Origin of the sequence: Cysteiniphilum litorale, assembly GCF_003428165.1 — a bacterium.
GTDB classification, from domain to species: domain Bacteria; phylum Pseudomonadota; class Gammaproteobacteria; order Francisellales; family Francisellaceae; genus Caedibacter; species Caedibacter litoralis.
The window spans coordinates 74,527-93,556 of the sequence record NZ_QLIQ01000004.1 but is presented as its reverse complement, the minus strand read 5'-3'; the positions used below and the strand labels follow the sequence as shown (position 1 = coordinate 93,556).

The 19,030-nt window shown below is 32.1% G+C and carries 23 protein-coding genes; 20 read left to right on the top strand and 3 right to left on the bottom strand.

Annotated elements, in window-relative coordinates; all coding sequences use genetic code 11:
• Positions 1 to 33: 33 nt before the first annotated feature.
• The 6 genes from DNJ75_RS03280 to DNJ75_RS03250 all read left to right on the top strand — a co-directional run bounded on the left by DNJ75_RS03280 (position 34) and on the right by DNJ75_RS03250 (position 5,317).
• A complete protein-coding gene (locus DNJ75_RS03280) occupies positions 34 to 609 on the top strand; it encodes a helix-turn-helix domain-containing protein (RefSeq protein ID WP_117001756.1) in 576 nt (191 codons plus the stop codon).
• A 492-nt stretch (positions 610 to 1,101) separates the two neighbouring features.
• Entirely contained in the window at positions 1,102 to 1,782 is a 681-nt protein-coding gene (locus tag DNJ75_RS03270) for a VUT family protein (RefSeq protein WP_117001754.1), read from the top strand.
• Positions 1,783 to 1,798: 16 nt separating this feature from the next.
• Positions 1,799 to 2,617, top strand: a complete 819-nt coding sequence (locus DNJ75_RS03265) for an amidohydrolase family protein (protein ID WP_117001753.1) — start codon at positions 1,799 to 1,801, stop codon at positions 2,615 to 2,617.
• A gap of 442 nt (positions 2,618 to 3,059) precedes the next feature.
• The gene (locus DNJ75_RS03260; RefSeq protein WP_117001752.1) at positions 3,060 to 3,350 is read left to right on the top strand and encodes a hypothetical protein; all 291 of its coding nucleotides are present in this window, start codon (positions 3,060 to 3,062) and stop codon (positions 3,348 to 3,350) included.
• The gene (locus DNJ75_RS03255) at positions 3,347 to 3,589 is read left to right on the top strand and encodes a hypothetical protein (protein WP_117001751.1); all 243 of its coding nucleotides are present in this window, start codon (positions 3,347 to 3,349) and stop codon (positions 3,587 to 3,589) included. The genes DNJ75_RS03260 and DNJ75_RS03255 overlap by 4 nt, the downstream gene beginning before the upstream one ends.
• Before the next feature lie 63 nt (positions 3,590 to 3,652).
• The gene (locus DNJ75_RS03250; protein WP_117001750.1) at positions 3,653 to 5,317 is read left to right on the top strand and encodes a DUF4942 domain-containing protein; all 1,665 of its coding nucleotides are present in this window, start codon (positions 3,653 to 3,655) and stop codon (positions 5,315 to 5,317) included.
• A gap of 7 nt (positions 5,318 to 5,324) precedes the next feature.
• Here the strand turns inward: DNJ75_RS03250 and DNJ75_RS03245 are convergent, their stop codons facing one another.
• Positions 5,325 to 5,633, bottom strand: a complete 309-nt coding sequence (locus DNJ75_RS03245; RefSeq protein ID WP_117001749.1) for an XRE family transcriptional regulator — start codon at positions 5,631 to 5,633, stop codon at positions 5,325 to 5,327.
• Between the two features lie 2 nt (positions 5,634 to 5,635).
• Complete coding sequence (locus DNJ75_RS03240) at positions 5,636 to 5,938, bottom strand: type II toxin-antitoxin system RelE/ParE family toxin (RefSeq protein WP_224742232.1); 303 nt, start codon at positions 5,936 to 5,938, stop codon at positions 5,636 to 5,638.
• Between the two features lie 414 nt (positions 5,939 to 6,352).
• Between DNJ75_RS03240 and DNJ75_RS03235 the strand changes: the two genes are divergently transcribed.
• The 12 genes from DNJ75_RS03235 (at position 6,353) to DNJ75_RS03170 (ending at position 16,623) form a co-directional block, all read left to right on the top strand.
• Entirely contained in the window at positions 6,353 to 7,294 is a 942-nt protein-coding gene (locus DNJ75_RS03235) for an ArdC family protein (protein ID WP_117001748.1), read from the top strand.
• A 412-nt stretch (positions 7,295 to 7,706) separates the two neighbouring features.
• Entirely contained in the window at positions 7,707 to 8,348 is a 642-nt protein-coding gene (locus tag DNJ75_RS03230) for a hypothetical protein (RefSeq protein ID WP_117001747.1), read from the top strand.
• A 228-nt stretch (positions 8,349 to 8,576) separates the two neighbouring features.
• Entirely contained in the window at positions 8,577 to 9,029 is a 453-nt protein-coding gene (locus tag DNJ75_RS03225) for a hypothetical protein (RefSeq protein WP_117001746.1), read from the top strand.
• 320 nt (positions 9,030 to 9,349) lie between these two features.
• Positions 9,350 to 9,616: a hypothetical protein gene (locus DNJ75_RS03220; RefSeq protein ID WP_117001745.1), complete on the top strand. Its 267-nt coding sequence runs from the start codon at positions 9,350 to 9,352 to the stop codon at positions 9,614 to 9,616.
• Positions 9,617 to 9,934: 318 nt separating this feature from the next.
• Positions 9,935 to 10,681 carry a DUF4942 domain-containing protein gene (locus tag DNJ75_RS03215; protein ID WP_157968180.1) on the top strand — a complete coding sequence of 249 codons (747 nt, stop codon included), beginning with the start codon at positions 9,935 to 9,937 and terminating at the stop codon, positions 10,679 to 10,681.
• Complete coding sequence (locus DNJ75_RS03210; protein WP_117001743.1) at positions 10,678 to 11,250, top strand: hypothetical protein; 573 nt, start codon at positions 10,678 to 10,680, stop codon at positions 11,248 to 11,250. Before DNJ75_RS03215 ends, DNJ75_RS03210 begins: the two co-directional genes overlap by 4 nt.
• A gap of 537 nt (positions 11,251 to 11,787) precedes the next feature.
• Positions 11,788 to 12,009 (top strand): hypothetical protein, encoded by a 222-nt coding sequence (locus tag DNJ75_RS03200; protein ID WP_117001741.1) that lies wholly within the window; start codon positions 11,788 to 11,790, stop codon positions 12,007 to 12,009.
• On the top strand, positions 12,006 to 12,893 hold the full coding sequence (locus tag DNJ75_RS03195) for a DUF3560 domain-containing protein (RefSeq protein WP_117001740.1): 888 nt from the start codon (positions 12,006 to 12,008) through the stop codon (positions 12,891 to 12,893). Before DNJ75_RS03200 ends, DNJ75_RS03195 begins: the two co-directional genes overlap by 4 nt.
• Before the next feature lie 681 nt (positions 12,894 to 13,574).
• The gene (locus DNJ75_RS03185) at positions 13,575 to 14,156 is read left to right on the top strand and encodes a hypothetical protein (RefSeq protein WP_117001738.1); all 582 of its coding nucleotides are present in this window, start codon (positions 13,575 to 13,577) and stop codon (positions 14,154 to 14,156) included.
• A gap of 189 nt (positions 14,157 to 14,345) precedes the next feature.
• The gene (locus DNJ75_RS03180) at positions 14,346 to 14,594 is read left to right on the top strand and encodes a hypothetical protein (RefSeq protein WP_117001737.1); all 249 of its coding nucleotides are present in this window, start codon (positions 14,346 to 14,348) and stop codon (positions 14,592 to 14,594) included.
• 130 nt (positions 14,595 to 14,724) lie between these two features.
• Positions 14,725 to 15,147, top strand: a complete 423-nt coding sequence (locus tag DNJ75_RS03175) for a DUF7659 family protein (RefSeq protein WP_117001736.1) — start codon at positions 14,725 to 14,727, stop codon at positions 15,145 to 15,147.
• Positions 15,148 to 15,306: 159 nt separating this feature from the next.
• The gene (locus DNJ75_RS03170; protein WP_117001735.1) at positions 15,307 to 16,623 is read left to right on the top strand and encodes a relaxase/mobilization nuclease domain-containing protein; all 1,317 of its coding nucleotides are present in this window, start codon (positions 15,307 to 15,309) and stop codon (positions 16,621 to 16,623) included.
• On the opposite strand, the gene DNJ75_RS03165 is transcribed toward DNJ75_RS03170, so the two are convergent.
• Positions 16,609 to 17,532 carry a hypothetical protein gene (locus DNJ75_RS03165; protein WP_117001734.1) on the bottom strand — a complete coding sequence of 308 codons (924 nt, stop codon included), beginning with the start codon at positions 17,530 to 17,532 and terminating at the stop codon, positions 16,609 to 16,611. The two genes, DNJ75_RS03170 and DNJ75_RS03165, sit on opposite strands and share 15 nt — an antisense overlap.
• 603 nt (positions 17,533 to 18,135) lie before the next feature.
• Between DNJ75_RS03165 and DNJ75_RS03155 the strand changes: the two genes are divergently transcribed.
• Together DNJ75_RS03155 and DNJ75_RS03150 are read left to right on the top strand one after the other, a co-directional pair.
• Positions 18,136 to 18,810, top strand: coding sequence for a hypothetical protein (locus DNJ75_RS03155; RefSeq protein WP_117001732.1), 675 nt, complete (start codon positions 18,136 to 18,138; stop codon positions 18,808 to 18,810).
• The gene (locus DNJ75_RS03150; protein WP_117001731.1) at positions 18,785 to 19,030 is read left to right on the top strand and encodes a hypothetical protein; all 246 of its coding nucleotides are present in this window, start codon (positions 18,785 to 18,787) and stop codon (positions 19,028 to 19,030) included. The genes DNJ75_RS03155 and DNJ75_RS03150 overlap by 26 nt, the downstream gene beginning before the upstream one ends.

Below are 19,030 nucleotides of genomic sequence, written 5' to 3'. Positions count from 1 at the left end.
AGATAATAAGGCAAAATAACTTCGCAAAAAAATATGAATACTTCACTAAAGTCATCTCTAGATCAAATACATGAAACGAGGATTCGCAAGCTTTCTGAGTTAATGCATGACAGAAATATCCCATCAATAAGGCAAATGTGCTCTTTAACGGGAATTCAGCCAGCTGCAATATCGCGCATGTTAGCAGATGGGAAGCTTGCCGAAAAACACGCTCGAGCAATAGAAGAATATTTTAATTTACCTCGATTGTGGCTAGATATAGATAATGATGATATAGAACGCGATACTTCAGTATATTTTTTTAATAATTTCAATGGCATAGACACCTCAATTCCAGATTTCACAATTAAAAAAGCTATTCCTGAAGACCAGTTCTACATCAAACTAAACAATAAAATTGGAGTGATCTCACAGGAATATTTTCTAAGATTTTCTCCAATAAGCAATATTCAGTCTGTCAAGTATGATGATATCTGCATAGTGCAAGTACGCATTTCGGAAATCTTCCGTATCACTCAATTTAAAGGAGATTGTTTTTATGTCGATGGAGTATCACATAGAATCTCTGATGTGAAAGTTATTGCAAAATGTATAGCCATTGAAATTTAATAAAGGATTTGAGGTATTCATGAGATCAAAAGTGTTTAATTTGTACAGTCACCTTATCAAGGTAGCTGCCTTCAAACTATCTAGAGAAAAAATAAAACCTAAACTCAATTTTAATATTGAAATCAAACAATATAAGGATTGCATACTATATATTATAAATTCTCCCATTGGGAATGAACACTTCACCCCCATTGAATTTATTAATTCTTACTATTACAATTATCTTGATGCGCATGCTCAAAAGCATTTCATAGAACAGTCTTTACGTGTTTATGACTCGATACCAAAAAGACAATTTCACGCAGAATGCGTTAAACCTAATATTTTCAGAATTGTGTGTTTACAAACTGAAGAGATCATTGCGATAGATAATGCTAGCGATCTCTTAAAAGATTTCGACATCATTCGCAATCTTGATCATGAAAGTTACCAAACACTTCTCGTCTCAACAAAAAAATCAAGACTTACACTCATTAGCTGAAGGAAGCCAACATGAAATTTAAAGAGAATAATTTACTAAAAAAAGACTTACACATAGCTTCACTTGCCTTAATCATGTTATACATGTCTGTTAAATTGACCTGTAATATTATATTTTTTAATCATATAGAATTTAATTTTATGGGGTTTAATTTTAATATGACGTATGCAGCTTTCTTATATCCTCTTGTATACGTTCTAATGGATAGAATGGTGGTATGTTTTGGCGCATTATGGACTGTATTTATTGTATTATTTGGCGTTCTTCTAGATGCTGCTTCATCTGGCATGATTGCATCTACTAGTTTTTTACCCATCCCAAGTAATCTATCATCTAGTGATTTAATCCACACCACAAGTATTCACAATATTTCATTAGGCGTTTGGAGTCTGTTTTGGCATGGCCTACTTGGTTCTATAGTGGCATATTTGGGTGAATTATTGTTGTTCAATGCGTTATATCAAAAAATATTTAAGAAAAATTTTTGGTTATCATCAATTGCATCTATTTGTACAACTATGGCTATACACAATGCGATATGTGATTATCAGATGTTCGCAGACTCAGTCAATAGGTGGCATTTAATAATCTCAAATTACTCTGTTAATTTGGTTGTCATTATTATATATACAACAATTCTTACCTTTATTGGTTGGGACAAACAAACGTTAGCAAATAAAATAAAACAATAAAATAAGGATATAAAACATGCAATTAATCGATTCTCATGTTCATTTTTGGGATTTATCTAAAAATATGAATAAATGGGTATTCAACGCGAGAGATGAGCTTAAAAATAATTTCTCACCAATGACATTACCAAACGCCAAATTTGTACATATAGAAGCTCACGACTCTGATATAGACACAGAGCATGAATCCACATGGCTTGATGAAAGCTTTCCTAATCATGATATGCGATATATTTCATGTATAGATTTTTTCTTGGGCTTGAAAGATTTTAATAGCATTGTATTAAGACTCAAATCAAATAAAAAAGTAGTAGGATTTAGACATATATTAGCTTACCACCCAACTGCAGAGTACTCACCTATGAAAAATGATTCTCTACCTGCAGACTTTCAAGATAAGTTAACCATCCTATATAAAAACAATATGGTTTTTGAATGTCAAATGTACCCAAGTCAAATTCTTCATTGTATAGATAGTATCACTGAGTCCAAGGTCACAACAGTTATTGAGCATATGGGATTACCATTATGTAACTCAGAGCAAGACTTCTTAGTTTGGAAACAAATGATAGAGAAAATAGGTCAGTGTGAGAATATAACTCTAAAATTATCAGGTTTTTTTATGCTCAACAATAATTTAGACCAACTTGAGGTTGCTATGGATTGGATACAGCAACATATTCCAACCGTCAGGCTATGCTATGGGTCTAATCATCCAGTATGTAATACTAATGATTATATGAAATGGCATAATACTTTATCAAAGTATATTCCTAATGAACATTATCATCAGGTTTTTGCTGAAACTGCAAATAAAGTATATTGGAGACTATAAAGCACAATTTTAATAACTTCATTTTAGTTACGTGCTTTCCTTCTTGAGCAGCAGCATTTTATTCTGTTGACATAGAAGTTATCAAATATTCAAAAATCCATTTGCAGAATAATTCTGGTTCTAAAATTCTATTTGCAAAATAATGTTGGTTGGTTTGCAAAATAATTCTGGCTGAGCCTAAAGTTTATGCTGTCGCTAACATATATCACCCAACTAAAGGAAAAAAGTTTTACAGCGAAGTTTTATAAAACGTGTAATACATTATTATCTATATTGAAAAATTAAATACTACGCCCCCAAAATATTGTTGATATGCACCTTATGTTTTGCCTAAATTATATAGGAATTTTTTAGTCACATCCTTGATTTTATGGTATATTATGATATACTATAAAGCAGTCGGAAAGACTACTAAAGGTTAAACCAATAAGGAGTAATAAATATGAGCACCCCACAATTCTTTACCGTTGAAAAAGCTATTGAGCTTTTAAATAAAATGCACAATCCTAGTGATAAAATAATCATTGACTGGATCACAGCTGAAGATATACGTGATGAGATTACCGACTATGGCGACAATGACAAAGTGATTAGTGATGAGCAAGCTTACAAGATTATGGAAATTTTAGATGATAATTTCGACTTTGGCATAGGCAATGTACATGCCAACAGCGATGCTTTGCATTATATGTTGCCAGAAATTGAGGACGAAATAGCAGAGATTTTAGCATGAGCAAATACACCTATGAAATCACCTTGCACTACAAAATTTTAAATCATGAAGCAAGAACCTACCTGATCACCACTAAAGAGCCACTTCAAGAAATCAGAAAGCGTTACAGCGATATGCAGAGCTTAGTGGAAGATTTGCATCAAGGCTGTTGTGATAACGATAGTTATAAACGCTATGACGAAGAATACCAAGGCGATGAATGTGCGAAAATTATTGAGCATAAGGAAATCAGCTTATAAGCACTCAATCTAATAACAACTTGCCATTTTTTAAAATTAACGGTTAAACCAATAAGGAAAAATATGATAAATAAAGACTTCTACCCAACACCGCTAGAATTAGCGCACAGAATGCTTGATAAAGTAAAGTTTAGTACTGTTACAACAATTCTCGAGCCTAGTGCTGGCAAAGGTGATTTAATTTCATCTATAGATAGCCATGAAATCAAAACTAGATTTGGACGTAATAATCTATTACGCACCAGCAATAACTCAACCAATCAATACAATATACATGCAATAGAAATAGAGCCTGAATTACAAGCGATACTAAAAGATAAAGATATTTCCGTTATTGACTCTGATTTTTTAAGTTACAGCGGAACATGGCACTATGATTTAATTATGGCAAACTTTCCATTCTCAGATGGAGATAGACACCTACACAAAGCAATTGATATTGTGTTTTGTGGTCAAATTGTTTGTTTATTAAATGCAGAAACAATTAAAAATCCATATACCAACAGCCGCAAAGACCTTATAAATAAGCTCAACAGATTAAATGCTAATATAGAATATATAGAAAATGCTTTCATTGATGCGGAGCGCAAGACTAACGTAGAAGTAGCATTGATTTATATCAATATTCAGCGAGATGTTGAGACTGAAATATTTGGCGACTTGACTGAAGAAGAACCGACAGATGTAGTAATCAACGTAGACCATGAATGCAATGAAGTTACTACCAAAAATAGATATGCGGGTTTAGTAGCGTCATTTAATGCAACTAAAGACTGTGTAACTACTCACCTGATTGATTTCTATCGCAATTATAGATATGTTTCCCATTATCTTACATTAGAAATTAATGACGATTATAATAGTAGTAGTAACAGCATAAATCCGTCCAACTCCACACATGGAAACTTAACAACTTTAATGAGATCCCAGCAGAATCTATTCATTAATAACCTTAAGATAGAATATTGGGAGAGGGTAACCAGATTACCAGAGGTGAAAAAATATTTAACGAGTGAACAACTTAAGCGTATGAATGCAAATATCAGAACTTTTTATTGCAAAGAGTTTACTGAAGGAAACATAAGGCAATTTGTTTTAAACATTGTTTGTAATTTTCCAAAACACATTAATAATGCTATTGAATCGCTTTTTGATAAAATGACCGATTACGCGTTGCGTGATGATCGATGGCGTGATTATTCAGAGTATAAAGACAATATCCATTATTTTAATGCGTGGAAGTCTAACAGCGGTTACAAGATTAATAAAAAAGTAATATTACCATTTTATTATGATTCATTTCTTGGGAGTTATTCAATAGATGAATTCAAGGGGAATTTCCTAAGAGATATGGAAAAAGTGATGAATTACTTTAAGCCAAATCAAAATGAAAACCCAGAGGATATTGTTGAAGTATGTAAAAGCGCAGTTAATAACGGGAAAAACCGTAAAATTGACACCGAATATTTTTATATCTCAATCTTTAAGAAAGGCACTATTCACCTTGAGTTTAAGGATATGGATTTGCTCAGACGTTTTAACATTGAAGCGTGTAAGCTTAAAAACTTTTTACCTATGGAGTATGCTAATAAACCATATAATGAACTAGATGAGACTAACAAACAATTAGTTAACGAGTTTGAAAGCAAAGAGGACTACCAACCAGTAGTTAATAATGTCCGTGTGCTACACAATCAAAATATAATGATGCTACAAAAATTAGCCTGAAACAAAGTTATATGTTCTGGAATTGATTTATTTTGACTTTACCCTCTGGAAAAATAGCATTAATCTCTAATGTCCCCCCCATCGCTTCAATATAATGCTTGATGGTGGATATATACATATCTGTATTTTTTTCTAGTCTAGAAATATTAGCTTGTTTCTTATTAAGAATTCTGGCTATAGTTTCCTGACTAAGTTGCTTTGCTGCCCTGAGCTCATTTAAGGGCATTTCAGCCATTAATTTTTGTGCCTGATCGGTTGCTTTTTTTTGTGCATCATCAGACATTTTATTTCTTAAGTTGTTGAATGTTTTCGCCATTTTTATTCCTCCAGTTTAATTTCTTGCAAATGCTCATCATACAGTCGGTCAGCAATTGGAATATGTTTTTCATACCAATCATTATCACCTGTTTTATCCCCACCAATTAAAAGAATGGCGTGTCTTTTAGGATCAAAAGCATATAAGATGCGGATTGGCTTACCTTTACTTTGCACTCTTAACTCACGCATATGTGAATGCTTTGACTCGTTTATTTTTGATGAGTGTGGAAACGAAAGATAAATTCCCATTTTTTCCAAGAGCTGGACACTTGCATCAATGTCAATCTGCATGGCTTCATTCAATGTATTCCACCAAAATTCAAACTCGTCTGTATATTCAACTTACCACATATTAAGCCTAACGCATCGCCAATATCATTAAGTATATATATCTTTTTAGATATGTCAATTTTGTTATTATATCAGTTGGTGTTGCCATCAATAAAGCTGATGAATATTCAGACATCCATCTGCTAAATGAGTCACTGAAAATAATGGCACAATATCAGCATCACCTCAGTTAAAAAACGTGTATTTATCGAATTTAAATCTGAATATATTATTCTAAACCATGTGAATTATTGCTATCTATTTACAGGTTATACTTACAGAGATTTTTATCTGTTTTCTTATAATTAGCTATTGATTTTATAGTATATTACAATATACTTTCAGCTAGTCGAAAGGCTTACGGTTTAACCAATAAGGAAAGATAAGATGGCAACTAAAGCAGCAAACAATAAAGAAAGCACCAAACAAACCTATAACGATTTAGTAAACGACATCGCCCAAAGCATTAAAGAGATTATTAAAAATGGCGGTGCGGCTTGGAAAGATGTTTTTAATCGTGAGGGTTGCGCTAAATTGCCAGTGAATGCAAAAGGCAATTTATACAGTGGCGTTAATGTGATAAATCTTTACATGGCGCAACTAAAAAATAACTTTAAATCTAATCAATGGTTGACGTTCAAACAAATCAAAGCGTTAAATGGCAGCGTAAACAAAGGCGAAAAATCAAGCCGTGTTTTTTTCTTTACAACTTACGATAAAGAAAAAATAGCACAAGATGATTTTAAAACTGGCGACAGCGTTATCAAAAAAGGCGACACTTACGAGGTAAGCATACTATGCCCGAAATATTATGCCGTTTTTAATTTATCACAAACGAGTTTAGTCGAAACAGAAAACACTATTGTTTTTAATGATGACTTACAGGCTGTTATTGATACTCAAAATATCGAGATCATTACACATGACCAAGGACAAGCTTGTTATAATCAAAATTTGGATATTATTAAAATGCCATCCTCAAAATATTTTGATAATGATGAGAATTACAAAGCTGTTTTACTGCATGAGTTAGCCCATAGCACCATGCACGCAAAAAGATTAAACCGCAGTGTAGATTTAAATTGCAAATTAAGCTATGCCAAAGAGGAATTAGTCGCAGAACTATCCAGCGCTATGTTAAGCGCACATTTTGGTATCAAAACCGATTTACAACACCATGCCTGCTATATTGATGCTTGGCTCACAAATTTGACTGATGAGGATTTTAACGAAGCAGTAAGGCAAAGCACCAAAGTTTTAAATTATTTGCTTGGTGCTAGTTTAAAAGCGGTTTATGAAGAGGATAGCGAAAGGACAAAAGCGGCTTAATATTGTTTTTTATCTTGACAAGCATCAGGGGGGGCAAAGTCGAATGTTAAAGCAAAGTGCGCCTTTGTCCGTCATAGCGCGGACGCTTCAAATTAAAATAACTGATATAATGCACCTAGACAATTCAAAAGCACTAGGTAAATAATGGAATACCACCACGATAGACCAATAAAGCACCTACTCAATAACCTCAATTTTAATTATCGTTATTTATCTTAAAAAACGTGTATTTATCAAATTTAAATCTGAATATATTATTCTAAACCATGTGAATTATTGCTATCTATTTACAGGTTATACTTACAGAGATTTTTATCTGTTTCTTATAATTAGCTATTGACTTTATAGTATACTATGATATACTTTTAATCAGTCGAAAGGCTAATGGTTTAACCAAAAAGGAACTTATTAAATGCTACAATACTTAAATTATAAAATTGAAATCACACTTTGTGATGATTATGACAATCCTAGAGACTGGTGTAACTTATCACAAATGATATGTTTTCATCGGAAATACAGCCTAGGTGATGAACATGAGTATAATCACAATGATTATCTTTCATGGGAGGAACTTAAAAATGCACTAATAAAGCAACATGATATCGCTATCATCAAGCCTATATACCTTTACGATCACTCAGGGATTACAATTGATACAACCCCATTCCATTGTCAGTTAGATTCAGGGCAAATTGGGTTTGTTTTTGTAACAAAGGACAATCTCAGGAGTTGGTTTTCAAAAAAGCGGCTATCTGCTCAAGATTTAAACTATGCACAAGAATTACTTAATAAAGAAATAAGCATATATAATGCATACCTATCCGGCTCTGTTTACGGATATATGGTTTACAATAACAAAAACGAATTACTGGATTCATGTTCTGGATATTATGATGATAATCACAATAAGTCTGGATTAATGTCAGATGCTAAAGCATTTATAGATACGCATATAGTTTCTGTGCGTAACCAAAAAGCACGCAAGTTAAAGCAGCTAATAAGAAATTCCGTCCCGTTAGACTATCGTAAATCCATTATGTTAGCTAGTTAACTTAACAACCACACTGTCAAAACGAAGGTATATGGGTTAACCTGAAGAAAGTGGATAAATCGGTGATGCACTAGGTGAAAAGCCCATCGATGTATTCGAGGATCGCGATATGTTGAACTCTATTGATCCAGTCTTCATCGCTAATTATTTAGAATACGATAAAGGCTATACAGTAGTCGAACCAAAAGCTTAAGCTTTGACAGTATCAATCAACCCATGGTGAATAATATGTCTAGAGAAGTTACAAACGCACAAAAAGAAAGAATCTTATACGATTGGAAATTAATTGCTGAAGAAGATATTAAACTAAACATAGTTAGCAGTAATAACCTTACAGCTATAGGAAGCGAATTAGCCATGCTAAGGCTATACAGACATTATCATCGCACTGAGAATGAAAAATATTCCTTTGGCAAAAACCAAATTGACAATAGCTATTATTTTAACTTGAGTACAACTAAAGACACTTCTTTAAGTATTGCTCAAGAGTTGCTCTTTCAATTTCAGGAAACCTACATAAAAATATGCAAAGCCAAAAACATCGAGCCAAAAGCCGAATATACAGGAAAAAACGCAGATATAATAAATAGTATGCTCGATAACGAACCTATAGCCAAAAATCTACGAAAAGAAATCCAACATATACTATTTGAGTCTAAAGATGGGTTAACAAAAAAATAATAGATAAAAAGCTCAAATAATGTGTTCACGATCATGCGAATACACAACTAATCCTAACATTTCAGATCAGCCCCTTGCATAACCGTACGTGACAATCATCCTCATTAAGCATGGCTTGCCATCATTTTTAAAAAACGTGTATTTATCAATTCTAAATCTGAATAGATTATTCTAGACCATATTATTGCTATCTATTTGTTGGCTATACTCACAATATTTTTTATCTATTTTCTTATAATTATCTATTGATTCAATAGTATATTATGATATACTTTAACTTAGTCAAAAGGCTAACGGTTTAACCAATAAGGAAAGATACTATGACAACTAAATATAACTATATCCCAGACGCCCCCAATACTCCCCAAGAACTTCTAAAGTTTATAAGCGAATGTATTGACATCGATATCAATGACCTGCCAACCTCTAGCGAAGAATTATTGGAATATCTAGCAACTCACTTGGAAAATATTGAAACTGACGTAAAAGATATACAGAGCGAACTTACAGAAAAAGAAGAAGAATGGGAATTGACTAGCCAACTATATGATAAAACAGTGACTGTATTCAATAATAAGAACTCTTAGGCTTATCGCTTTAAATCCACCTTCCTAAAATATTTATTTTTTACTGGAGAAACTATAATGATAAAACTATTTAAACATCACTTTTTAAACAGCTGTCAAACACCCACTAGGAATCGCTTAAACGATGTTTTTGATCGTGATAAGGTATATTAAAAACGCAGTTAACCCAACGCAAGCAGCCGTTATCAACGTGCAAAGCAACATAATACCGATAACACCATTTTTGAAACGTGACGTTAGCAACTTGGGAGGTTTTATAGCATGAACGATTTAATTTTAAGCTGTGATCTTGATGAGCTTTTAGCAAAGCGTCAACGTATGATTGAAATGTGTTTAGAAACGCGTAAATACATTAGAAAGCAAAACGAATCCTATGCAGCGTTAAATATGGGCAGCCTAAAAGACCATATTAAAAACTATGGACGCGATAGGGATTCGTTAGACTATCAAGAAAAAAATGACAGCGATGCCATAAAAAATATTGATCGTACAATTTGGATGCATCTAGCAGAAAAAACTAACCTTTTTTCGCTTATGAGCGCACAATCGCAAAGTGACTGGCGCAGCAGAGTAAATTACGGTAATGACTTTCCAGAAGCCACTAGAGAAAACATTATTTCAACTTTTGAAGAGTTGCACGCAAACAAAGGAAGCATATTCCAACAGTCGGTTTTAGACGTTGCAAAATCATTAAATGTTTACTGCTATAAGACAAATAAGCCTTTAAAGTTTGGCAAAAAAATTATCAAATCAATGGCTTGTGATTCACGCTTTGGCTTTCTCAGTGTTGGCTATAATTTTACGAATGAATTAAACGACTTGGAGCGGTGCTTAGATGTAATTACAGGTAAGCAAGCAAAAAACCATCGTGGTGAAATGGTGAGCGCCAAACTTTCAGATCATAAAGGCTTTGATCAACTTTTTGAAAGTCTGTACTTTAACATAAAGTTTTGCAAAAACGGCAACGCGCACATTATTTTCAATGATCAGCTATACGTTGACGGCTTAAACAAAGTTATTTCCTTGGGAAATTCTAGCAAAGTAGCAAGGGAGGTGAGCGCATGAGCAACCAAACAATACCAAAAAAATATTATCTTTATGAAATGGATACAGCTGTAGTTACCGTTATGCATGATAATGCCAAAATAAATTTTACTGTATTTGATAATTTAATCGAAGCTGATAATTACTATAGCCGAATGAAATCAGAACATAATGAATTGTTTGTTAATCTAGATACATTTGATATAAAACTTAGGGAAGATGCTTATTTCCAACTTCAGAAGCATGGTGGATTCACTGGCAGAAAAGTCCTAGGCTGTGACGATCCTCGAGTATATATGCCCCCGGAATCGACTTACACAGAAATAGTCAGCGTTATTCAAGATACAGGCAAAATTGATTTGACTATATTTGACAGTATGTATGAAGCGAAGGAATACGCTAAAGAACTTGAGTCAGAACTTGGCTTAATGGTACGCAATGATCTTTTTATTAATAGACATACCTGCTATGTAAGGCTTAATAGTTATCAATATCATAAATATATGAAATATATAAGAGAAGGCAAAGGAATCTATGATAAGTCTGTTAAAGAACCATTTCACACTTGGAAAATATTGAAACTGACGTAAAAGATATTCAGAGTGAACTTACAGAAAAAGAAGAAGAATGGGAATTGACTAGCCAACTATATGATAAAACTATTTAAACATAACTTTTTAAAAAGCTGTCAAACACACATTAGGAATCGCTTAAACGATGTTTTTGATCGTGATAAGGTAATAGCTCAAGCAGAAGCTAAAAACGCAGTGAAGCCAACGCAAGCAGCCGTTAGCAACGTGCAAAGCAACATCATATCGATAACGTGCAAAGCAACATCATATCGATAACGCCATTTTTGAAACGTGACGTTAGCAACTTAGGAGGATTTACAGCATGAACGATTTAATTTTAAGCATGGTTTGCTATCATTTTTAAAAAACGTGTATTTATCAAATCTAAATCTGAATATATTATCCTAGGTCATGTAAATTATTGCTATCTATTTGCAGGTTATACGTACAGAGATTTTTAACTGTTTTCTTGTAATTAGCCATTGATTTTATAGTATATTTTGATATACTTTTAATTAGTCGAAAGGCTAACGGTTTAACCAATAAGGAATATATATGATAGCACTATTTAAAAAAAACGTTTTAAGAAATAATTACATAACCCTTAAAGATCGATTAGACGATGTTTTTGCTTATGATAAGGTATATGCTCAAGCAGAAGCTAAAAACGCAGTGAAGCCAACGCAAACAGCCATTATCAACACACAAAGCAACATAGTATCAATAACGCCATTTTTAAAGCGTGACGTTAGCAACTTAGGAGGGTTTACAGCATGAACAGCTACGAAGAAAGACAAGAAGCCAGAAAACAGCGTTACAAAGAAAAAGCTCAAGAATTAGCTCACCTATCTAATGAACTAGCAGAAGAATCAAGCAAAATGGCGCGTGCGATTCCTTTCGGTCAGCCTATTCTAGTAGGTCACCATTCAGAAAAGAGCGACCGCAGCTATAGGGCGAAAATAGGCGCAAAGATGGATAAAGCTGTTGCAGCGCAAGACAAGGCAGAATACTACGCACAAAAGGCGGAATCTGTCGGCAAAGGCGGGATATCAAACTACGACCCAGAGGCAGCCGAGAAGATTAAGGAAAAAATCGAAAGCTTAAAATCAGAAAATGAGCGCATGAAAGATATTAATAAGCAGTGGCGCAAAATATTCAATAAAATAGCCAAGCCAAGAAAAACCATAAGTAAATATGGTGAATATTCATATTTGCAAGAGGAAGAAAGAAAAGCTTGCCATTATGCAATTAAAGATTTTAAGCAAGTGGACGAAGTAGCAGCAAAAAAGCTATACAGAGTATTGATATCATCTAGTCATTGGGTGCCGTACTATTTGATGAAACAACCATACAAGACAGACACCGCAGAAATTAGACGCTTAGAACAGCGGCTAGAGCTTTTAGAGAAGTACGCAGACAAAAGCACGCAAGAAGTCGAAAAAAACGGCTACAAATGCACGCAAGACCCCGAAGAAATGCGTGTTATGTTTGAGTTTGACGGCAAGCCAAGCGAAGAAGTACGCGACATTTTAAAGCGCAACGGCTTTAAGTGGTCACGTTATGCTTGCGCTTGGGTACGGAAGCTTACACCTAATGCATCTTATCAGGCTAGGCTTGTTATGCAAAGCTTAGATAAATTAGCAGGTGATGGGGGTGAATAAGTACAGAAAACAATTTATTTAAATAAGCTATATAATAATTTTTCAAACAGAAGATATAAAGCTGTTATATGCAAAATTAGCAGCCTAATCATTGAAGGTCAGAAATAATTTCATTAAAGAATATCAGTCAGGAACATATTATGCTAATCAATTGCAATCAGATAACGGACGCCACAAATACGCCTAGCAAGCTTCTAGAATATATAAGCGAACTTATTGCCGCCCCCACTTTAAACGACGGACTATTAGAATATTTATTAAATCATCTAGAAAACAACTTATTGAGCCACTTAGAATATCTTGCGATTTATATAGATGAGTTACAAGAGGATCTGAAAAACAGAAAGAAGGAAAAGGTTTTATACATGCAACTATATGGCAAGGTAAAGAAAGTATTCAACAATGCTAAATGCGCCTAGGTTTTATAGCAATATCGCAACATCAGAGGATAATCTTCAAGGTAATCTAATCATCGTTTCCACAATTTAAAAAACGTGTATTTATCAAATTTAAATCTGAATATATTATTCTAGACCATGTGAATTATTGCTATCTATTTGTTGGCTATACTCACAGTATTTTTTATCTATTTTCATATAATTACTCATTGATTTAATAGTATATCATGATATACTTTAGCTTAGTCAAAAGGCTAACGGTTTAACCAATAAGGAGATTCGTATGTATACGTTTAATGATTTAATATTTTATGACGTTGGGATATCTGAAACAAGATTGCAAGCAAAACTTTCATTCAGTAATGGCTATATGCTGAGCGTTGTCCCAGAGTATTCTGATCCTCATAAATATGAAGCTGCTATCTTTATAATAAATCCAAAAACATTAGATTATAAAATGCTTGGCGATCTCAATGGCGATGTGTTTCGTAATAAAAATAAAGATGAAATTACCAAACTACTAAATGAAGTATCATTATTTGATAATAATGCTTTCAGCACATGCGAAAATTTAACAGGGTTAGTTTTTTATCATAATTGGGGCTATGAACAAACTAATGTGGATTTCTATCAAGTGCTAAGGGCAACAGAAAAAAGTGTTTGGTTAAGAGAGCTTGAAACCAATAAAATATATGAAGGTCAAAAAAGTATGGTCGGTAAAATCACACCTCGAAAAGATCATATTAAAAGTAATCCACCAATTAGAATGCTATATCGTTCAAATAATGAATTGGGTTCATATAAGAAAGGTTTATGGTTAAGCTTATGGGATGGAAGTCCCAAACGATTTTCTGATTACGCCTAATTAATCTGTATTATTTGTTTTAATGCCCTTTTAACAAGAGTTATTAAAACAAATATACCAGCAATTGCACCAGCTATTTAAATAGCATGAACAGCCTTAGAAAAGGCAATAAGCACCACAATATCACTAACCTCTGTTCAGTAGATTTTAAATGCAAAAATAATAAAGTTATTACTAGGAATTTATGAAATGAAGAATGAAAACATATACAAACTAAAAAATGGTAAAACAGCCAAAATAATAGGCTTTGATGACTGGGATAGAATCCTAATTAAAATTTATGGATTTGAGCAATTATTTTGCATTGTGAGCGGAAAAATCTACAGTAGAACAAAAGACTATGGGGAGCCATGCTCTCCACTAAATGATGACCATCAACCTCTACCTAGAGAGATGGAGAAAATAAGATCATCATACTATGATAGCTGTTCTTTTTAACCCATCATTTAAGGTTTCATCGAAGTTAATCCAAGTGATTTTTTTTGCAATTTAACCTCTCCTTTATAGTATATTGTGATATACTTTAATTTAATCGAAAGGCTAACGGTTTAACCAACAAGGAATAATTATGAACTATCAAGACCTTATGCAAAAACACAGAAATGAATTAGATTCCATACCTATGGCGTATGCATTTAGTAAAAGTCAACTCAATGTAGCACTTGACGCGTTAGACGCAAAACTAAATGAAGTTGTTTCCTTTGGATTTGGCGGCATAGTTAAAAAGACTGATCAAAAGGCTTTAGCAGGTCTTTTTAAAAGACATGAGCATGAAAAAAATGAAAATATGAAGGAGTATGAATTCGCTTTAAGCGCGTTTATTTATGAGCTAGATAATCATGAATATGTATATTCTCAGGAAGTTGGTGACACCTTAAGCTCTTTAAACTTAAGCCTTGATGACATTGATAAGTCTCCTATATTAAAAAAGGCACTTAATGATGCAATCATACACGTAAAGGCAACAGCTTGGTTGAATTCATGCGATTAATAAGTCAATAATCTTTTAATAAAATAAAATGATATTATAGTCTATATATTTGTTCAGGGCATTATAAAACGTGTATTTTTAATTTAATCCCATAAAGATATTGTTAGATATATAATTAAGGTCTATATTATAACCTATTAGAGACCCTATTATCATTTTATGGAACGTGTTTTTTTTACTGCCATAGCTCAAAGAAAAATTTCTGCCACTGTTTATCATGATGTTTCAAGACTTATTGGATCACACTATAATCATGAAAAAGGAATTCTATTACATCATACTAAAAGCAATTCTACTTATGATTTAGTCAGAGGATATTCAGCAAAAAACCTTGAAATATATACTTCACTAAAAAGTGATATTAAAGCGACACTATCTGAATGCTATCATAAATATGAAAGTACTTATAAACAGAGAGTTCAAAAAAAAGCAAACAATGTAATATCTGGAGTTATTTATTTTAATGACGAGGCAACTCCTCATACACGAAATGAAATTCAATTGATGAATGCAGCAAGAGACTTTGTTGATAAATTTACAAAGGAAACCAATTCAGTTAATTTTTATATTGTATTGCACAAAGATGAGCATAAATGGCATTTTCATTTTCTAAACTCAAACTTTGATAATCAAACCTATAAATCTATTTCTGGTAATATTTTAAAAAAGAAGTTTCTATCTGATATGCAAAGTAATGTGGGTGATTCATTTTCAGGACTCGGATTTCATAAACGCCAAGAAGGAATGAGACAACTCACCGGAAATAGAAAGAAAAAGACCGTATCTGAACTACTTTCATCACTTGAAAATGATAAGCAAGATATAAAGCAGATAAGAGATGGTCTTTTAAATATTATAAATGGAATTGACAATGTCAAACCTGAGTCATATAAAGACTTTTTGCAAACATTTAATTCTATACAAACTTATAAAAATGAGCTTGTTTATGATGCGTATGAAGCCGTTAAAAAATATGCTTATGAATTTATAAAGATTAAAGAGTCTATCCATGAGAATGAGGATTATTTAGCAAATAAACTAACGAATGAAGTCAATAACAATGTAGCACATTTAAATGATTTAAAATCTCAAGTAAATAATGCGGCTAGTGAGCTAAGTTCTTTAATGAGTGAAAAAACTATGATTAGTGAGTTTTTAAAATTAATTAATAGATCAACTAGGAAGGCATCTCCGCGTACATATAACTCTTTGAAACTTAATAATGAAGAAGTTATATCTACTGAACTAATCCCTGACAATCTCAAAATAATTGAAAAAAATGATTTATATGATTTGACTGCAATTGCCATGAAAAATACATTTAATGATCTGAAAAACGAGTCATACTCTAGATTAATTAGAGATAATGAAAATCTAAAAGTATTAGTTCTTAATCTAGAGAAAAAATGTGAACAATATGAAAAAATATTAAATAACACTCCTGGTCATAATATTGAAAACTCAAGAGAAAATTAAATCAATTTTCTCCTTAACATTATTCATGAATGATAAAATACCATCATTGATATAACTTGAGACATTAGCTGCGTAGATTATCTCACTCAAATCAATACCACTTAAATTTTGCTCTTTTATTCTCTGGTGTATTGAATTGATAATATATGTTGTTTTTGAATTAGAGCAGATTGTAAAACTATCATCTATAATATTGGAATTCTCCATATTAAATATGGATACTTTATTATGTATTTCATGATATATCTTTATAAAATGGTTCCAATCATTTTTAACAAAGAAAGCTGAAAATAACATCACCATAAAGTGCCCTTCAAAATCTCTTAGGTGATATGCTTCTTTTGACAGAAATGGATAGTCATACTTAGCCTCAAATGCTATGACGTATAGTAATAATAGTGCTTTTATATATCCATCTATGATATCCTTTAAATCAGGGAATATATCTATTAATTCAATATACTTTAGAACTATATTAATATATACCTTACTATCAAGGATAGACTCTCTTTTTATTAAAATTATTGGCACGAGCTTAACTATAAATTCTATACTTTTAAACCCAACCTTATATTTGTTGAAAATTTCATACGCATTACTGTTATTCAATAATAGTGACGTGATTAGCATCATTTTTAAACTATTATGATGTGAGTCATTATTTGGCAAGTTATCTAAAATACTTATAATATCCGAGGACTTTCCAGATGTAACTAACTGTTGAACTTCGTTAAATATAGCATTCCCCTCAAATGATACTAAAAAACCATTCCCCTGAAATAGCCCAGCTTTATCCATCTGCTTTGTCATCTGTACTTTATCTGCACTCAGAAGATCATAAATATGACTCCCAATTTTTTCATACCCAAGATGAACGTTAGTTATTTCTCTGTCATTACCTTGTTTCATATCACTACTATGTTTCCCATTAATTGGTTACCATTATAAAACGTTAATAATTATTACGAAGTGATATGATTAATTTTTCTTACCCGCAAAGTGATGACATTATTAAGGCTATCATCGACTCAGGCCTATATAAAGATGAGATACATATAGATCATACTGACTCAATCAATGCCAAAAATTTGATTAAAGTAATCTTCAATGACAGGATTAATCCCTTAAAGTCTGAAGGCGTTGGATTGCTCGAAATATTAAAAAATATATCGTACCTATATACTTATGATTATAACAATGCGCTCGAGATGTATCAAAAAATAACAAATGAAAAACTCTTTGCTTTGATACTAACTGCACTATCAGACATTGGTCTTATTGATTTTTATAGATTTACGCATGAATTTCTTATGTCTTATCGCTCTATGTTTGAATCAATAACTATAATTAATAAATCACACGATGCTATATCAAGATTCAATTACCTGAATAGTTTATTTTTGTACTCTGCCAAAAAATCTGAAAGTTCATCTCCAATTAATGCCTCAATAGAGTGGCTTTATGTTAAACGAATAATGTTTATAACTGACAGCATACATGAGGGCTATACTTATGAAAATTGATGAAATTATAGCTGTAATAGAATCATACATAGATGACTCATATAGATATGTTTTTCTATATGAAGATCAATATTATAATGTTAAGAATGTTAAGTATTTTTTGCTACATAATATCATTAGTGCTTATGCTAACATTACAGGTGTAATCCCATTTTTTAATGATAAAAATACTCGTGAATTTATTTCTTTTAACCTATCGGAAAAATGCATATCATTCAATTTAAATAAGTTTGATACATTAAATCTTTATAATACTGTACTAAATAATTTCGATGTTCATATGAATGAATCACTCTATGATACAAACCTCTCCAATAATGAAGTCAACTTGTCTTTGATCAGACACTTATATGGTTTAATATTTAAAACCTATTTAATAGATAAAATTGACTCACCATTATTTTTAAATTATCTAAATATTAAAGAGCTTAACTTTACTGAATTATGCCTTTTTAATATTAAAATTGATGGGGCTAATGAATATCTTCTTCCTATCAAAAAGAAATCTCTATTCTATGCAGATAAACTATCTTTAATTACAAGTTCTTATCCACTCGATCATAATAAATTAACAACAGTTAAACAACCTAAAGCTAATGATTCACAATTAATAATTAATAACAAAATGGAGAAAATATATGAAACGATTTGCAATTCGATCTGAAGTTAATTCAAGTGAATTATCTAAAGTAATGATGTTTGGATTAAAAGATGCTTTCAGGACAACATTGTTCTGGATTCCCACTATATTTGCTTTGATTTTTATACTAATTGCAACCTCAAGCTTCTTAGCCTCATTACTGTATTTCATATTTACAGCTATCTTTGTTGCTAGCAGTATTTTTTTTAGATATATGTTGTTTTCTGATGAAAAAAATATGTAA

Excerpts from the sequence above, each read along its gene's own strand:
- DNJ75_RS03255 (WP_117001751.1), top strand. The coding sequence starts at position 3,347 with ATGAGCAAATACACCTATGAAATCACCTTGCACTACAAAATTTTAAAT.
- DNJ75_RS03220 (WP_117001745.1), top strand. The coding sequence starts at position 9,350 with ATGACAACTAAATATAACTATATCCCAGACGCCCCCAATACTCCCCAA.
- DNJ75_RS03150 (WP_117001731.1), top strand. The coding sequence starts at position 18,785 with ATGAAACGATTTGCAATTCGATCTGAAGTTAATTCAAGTGAATTATCT.
- DNJ75_RS03225 (WP_117001746.1), top strand. The coding sequence starts at position 8,577 with ATGTCTAGAGAAGTTACAAACGCACAAAAAGAAAGAATCTTATACGAT.
- DNJ75_RS03260 (WP_117001752.1), top strand. The coding sequence starts at position 3,060 with ATGAGCACCCCACAATTCTTTACCGTTGAAAAAGCTATTGAGCTTTTA.
- DNJ75_RS03215 (WP_157968180.1), top strand. The coding sequence starts at position 9,935 with ATGATTGAAATGTGTTTAGAAACGCGTAAATACATTAGAAAGCAAAAC.
- DNJ75_RS03250 (WP_117001750.1), top strand. The coding sequence starts at position 3,653 with ATGATAAATAAAGACTTCTACCCAACACCGCTAGAATTAGCGCACAGA.
- DNJ75_RS03200 (WP_117001741.1), top strand. The coding sequence starts at position 11,788 with ATGATAGCACTATTTAAAAAAAACGTTTTAAGAAATAATTACATAACC.
- DNJ75_RS03165 (WP_117001734.1), bottom strand. The coding sequence starts at position 17,532 with ATGAAACAAGGTAATGACAGAGAAATAACTAACGTTCATCTTGGGTAT.
- DNJ75_RS03155 (WP_117001732.1), top strand. The coding sequence starts at position 18,136 with ATGAAAATTGATGAAATTATAGCTGTAATAGAATCATACATAGATGAC.
- DNJ75_RS03235 (WP_117001748.1), top strand. The coding sequence starts at position 6,353 with ATGGCAACTAAAGCAGCAAACAATAAAGAAAGCACCAAACAAACCTAT.
- DNJ75_RS03180 (WP_117001737.1), top strand. The coding sequence starts at position 14,346 with ATGAAGAATGAAAACATATACAAACTAAAAAATGGTAAAACAGCCAAA.
- DNJ75_RS03245 (WP_117001749.1), bottom strand. The coding sequence starts at position 5,633 with ATGGCGAAAACATTCAACAACTTAAGAAATAAAATGTCTGATGATGCA.
- DNJ75_RS03280 (WP_117001756.1), top strand. The coding sequence starts at position 34 with ATGAATACTTCACTAAAGTCATCTCTAGATCAAATACATGAAACGAGG.
- DNJ75_RS03195 (WP_117001740.1), top strand. The coding sequence starts at position 12,006 with ATGAACAGCTACGAAGAAAGACAAGAAGCCAGAAAACAGCGTTACAAA.
- DNJ75_RS03210 (WP_117001743.1), top strand. The coding sequence starts at position 10,678 with ATGAGCAACCAAACAATACCAAAAAAATATTATCTTTATGAAATGGAT.
- DNJ75_RS03185 (WP_117001738.1), top strand. The coding sequence starts at position 13,575 with ATGTATACGTTTAATGATTTAATATTTTATGACGTTGGGATATCTGAA.
- DNJ75_RS03265 (WP_117001753.1), top strand. The coding sequence starts at position 1,799 with ATGCAATTAATCGATTCTCATGTTCATTTTTGGGATTTATCTAAAAAT.
- DNJ75_RS03170 (WP_117001735.1), top strand. The coding sequence starts at position 15,307 with ATGGAACGTGTTTTTTTTACTGCCATAGCTCAAAGAAAAATTTCTGCC.
- DNJ75_RS03230 (WP_117001747.1), top strand. The coding sequence starts at position 7,707 with ATGCTACAATACTTAAATTATAAAATTGAAATCACACTTTGTGATGAT.
- DNJ75_RS03175 (WP_117001736.1), top strand. The coding sequence starts at position 14,725 with ATGAACTATCAAGACCTTATGCAAAAACACAGAAATGAATTAGATTCC.
- DNJ75_RS03270 (WP_117001754.1), top strand. The coding sequence starts at position 1,102 with ATGAAATTTAAAGAGAATAATTTACTAAAAAAAGACTTACACATAGCT.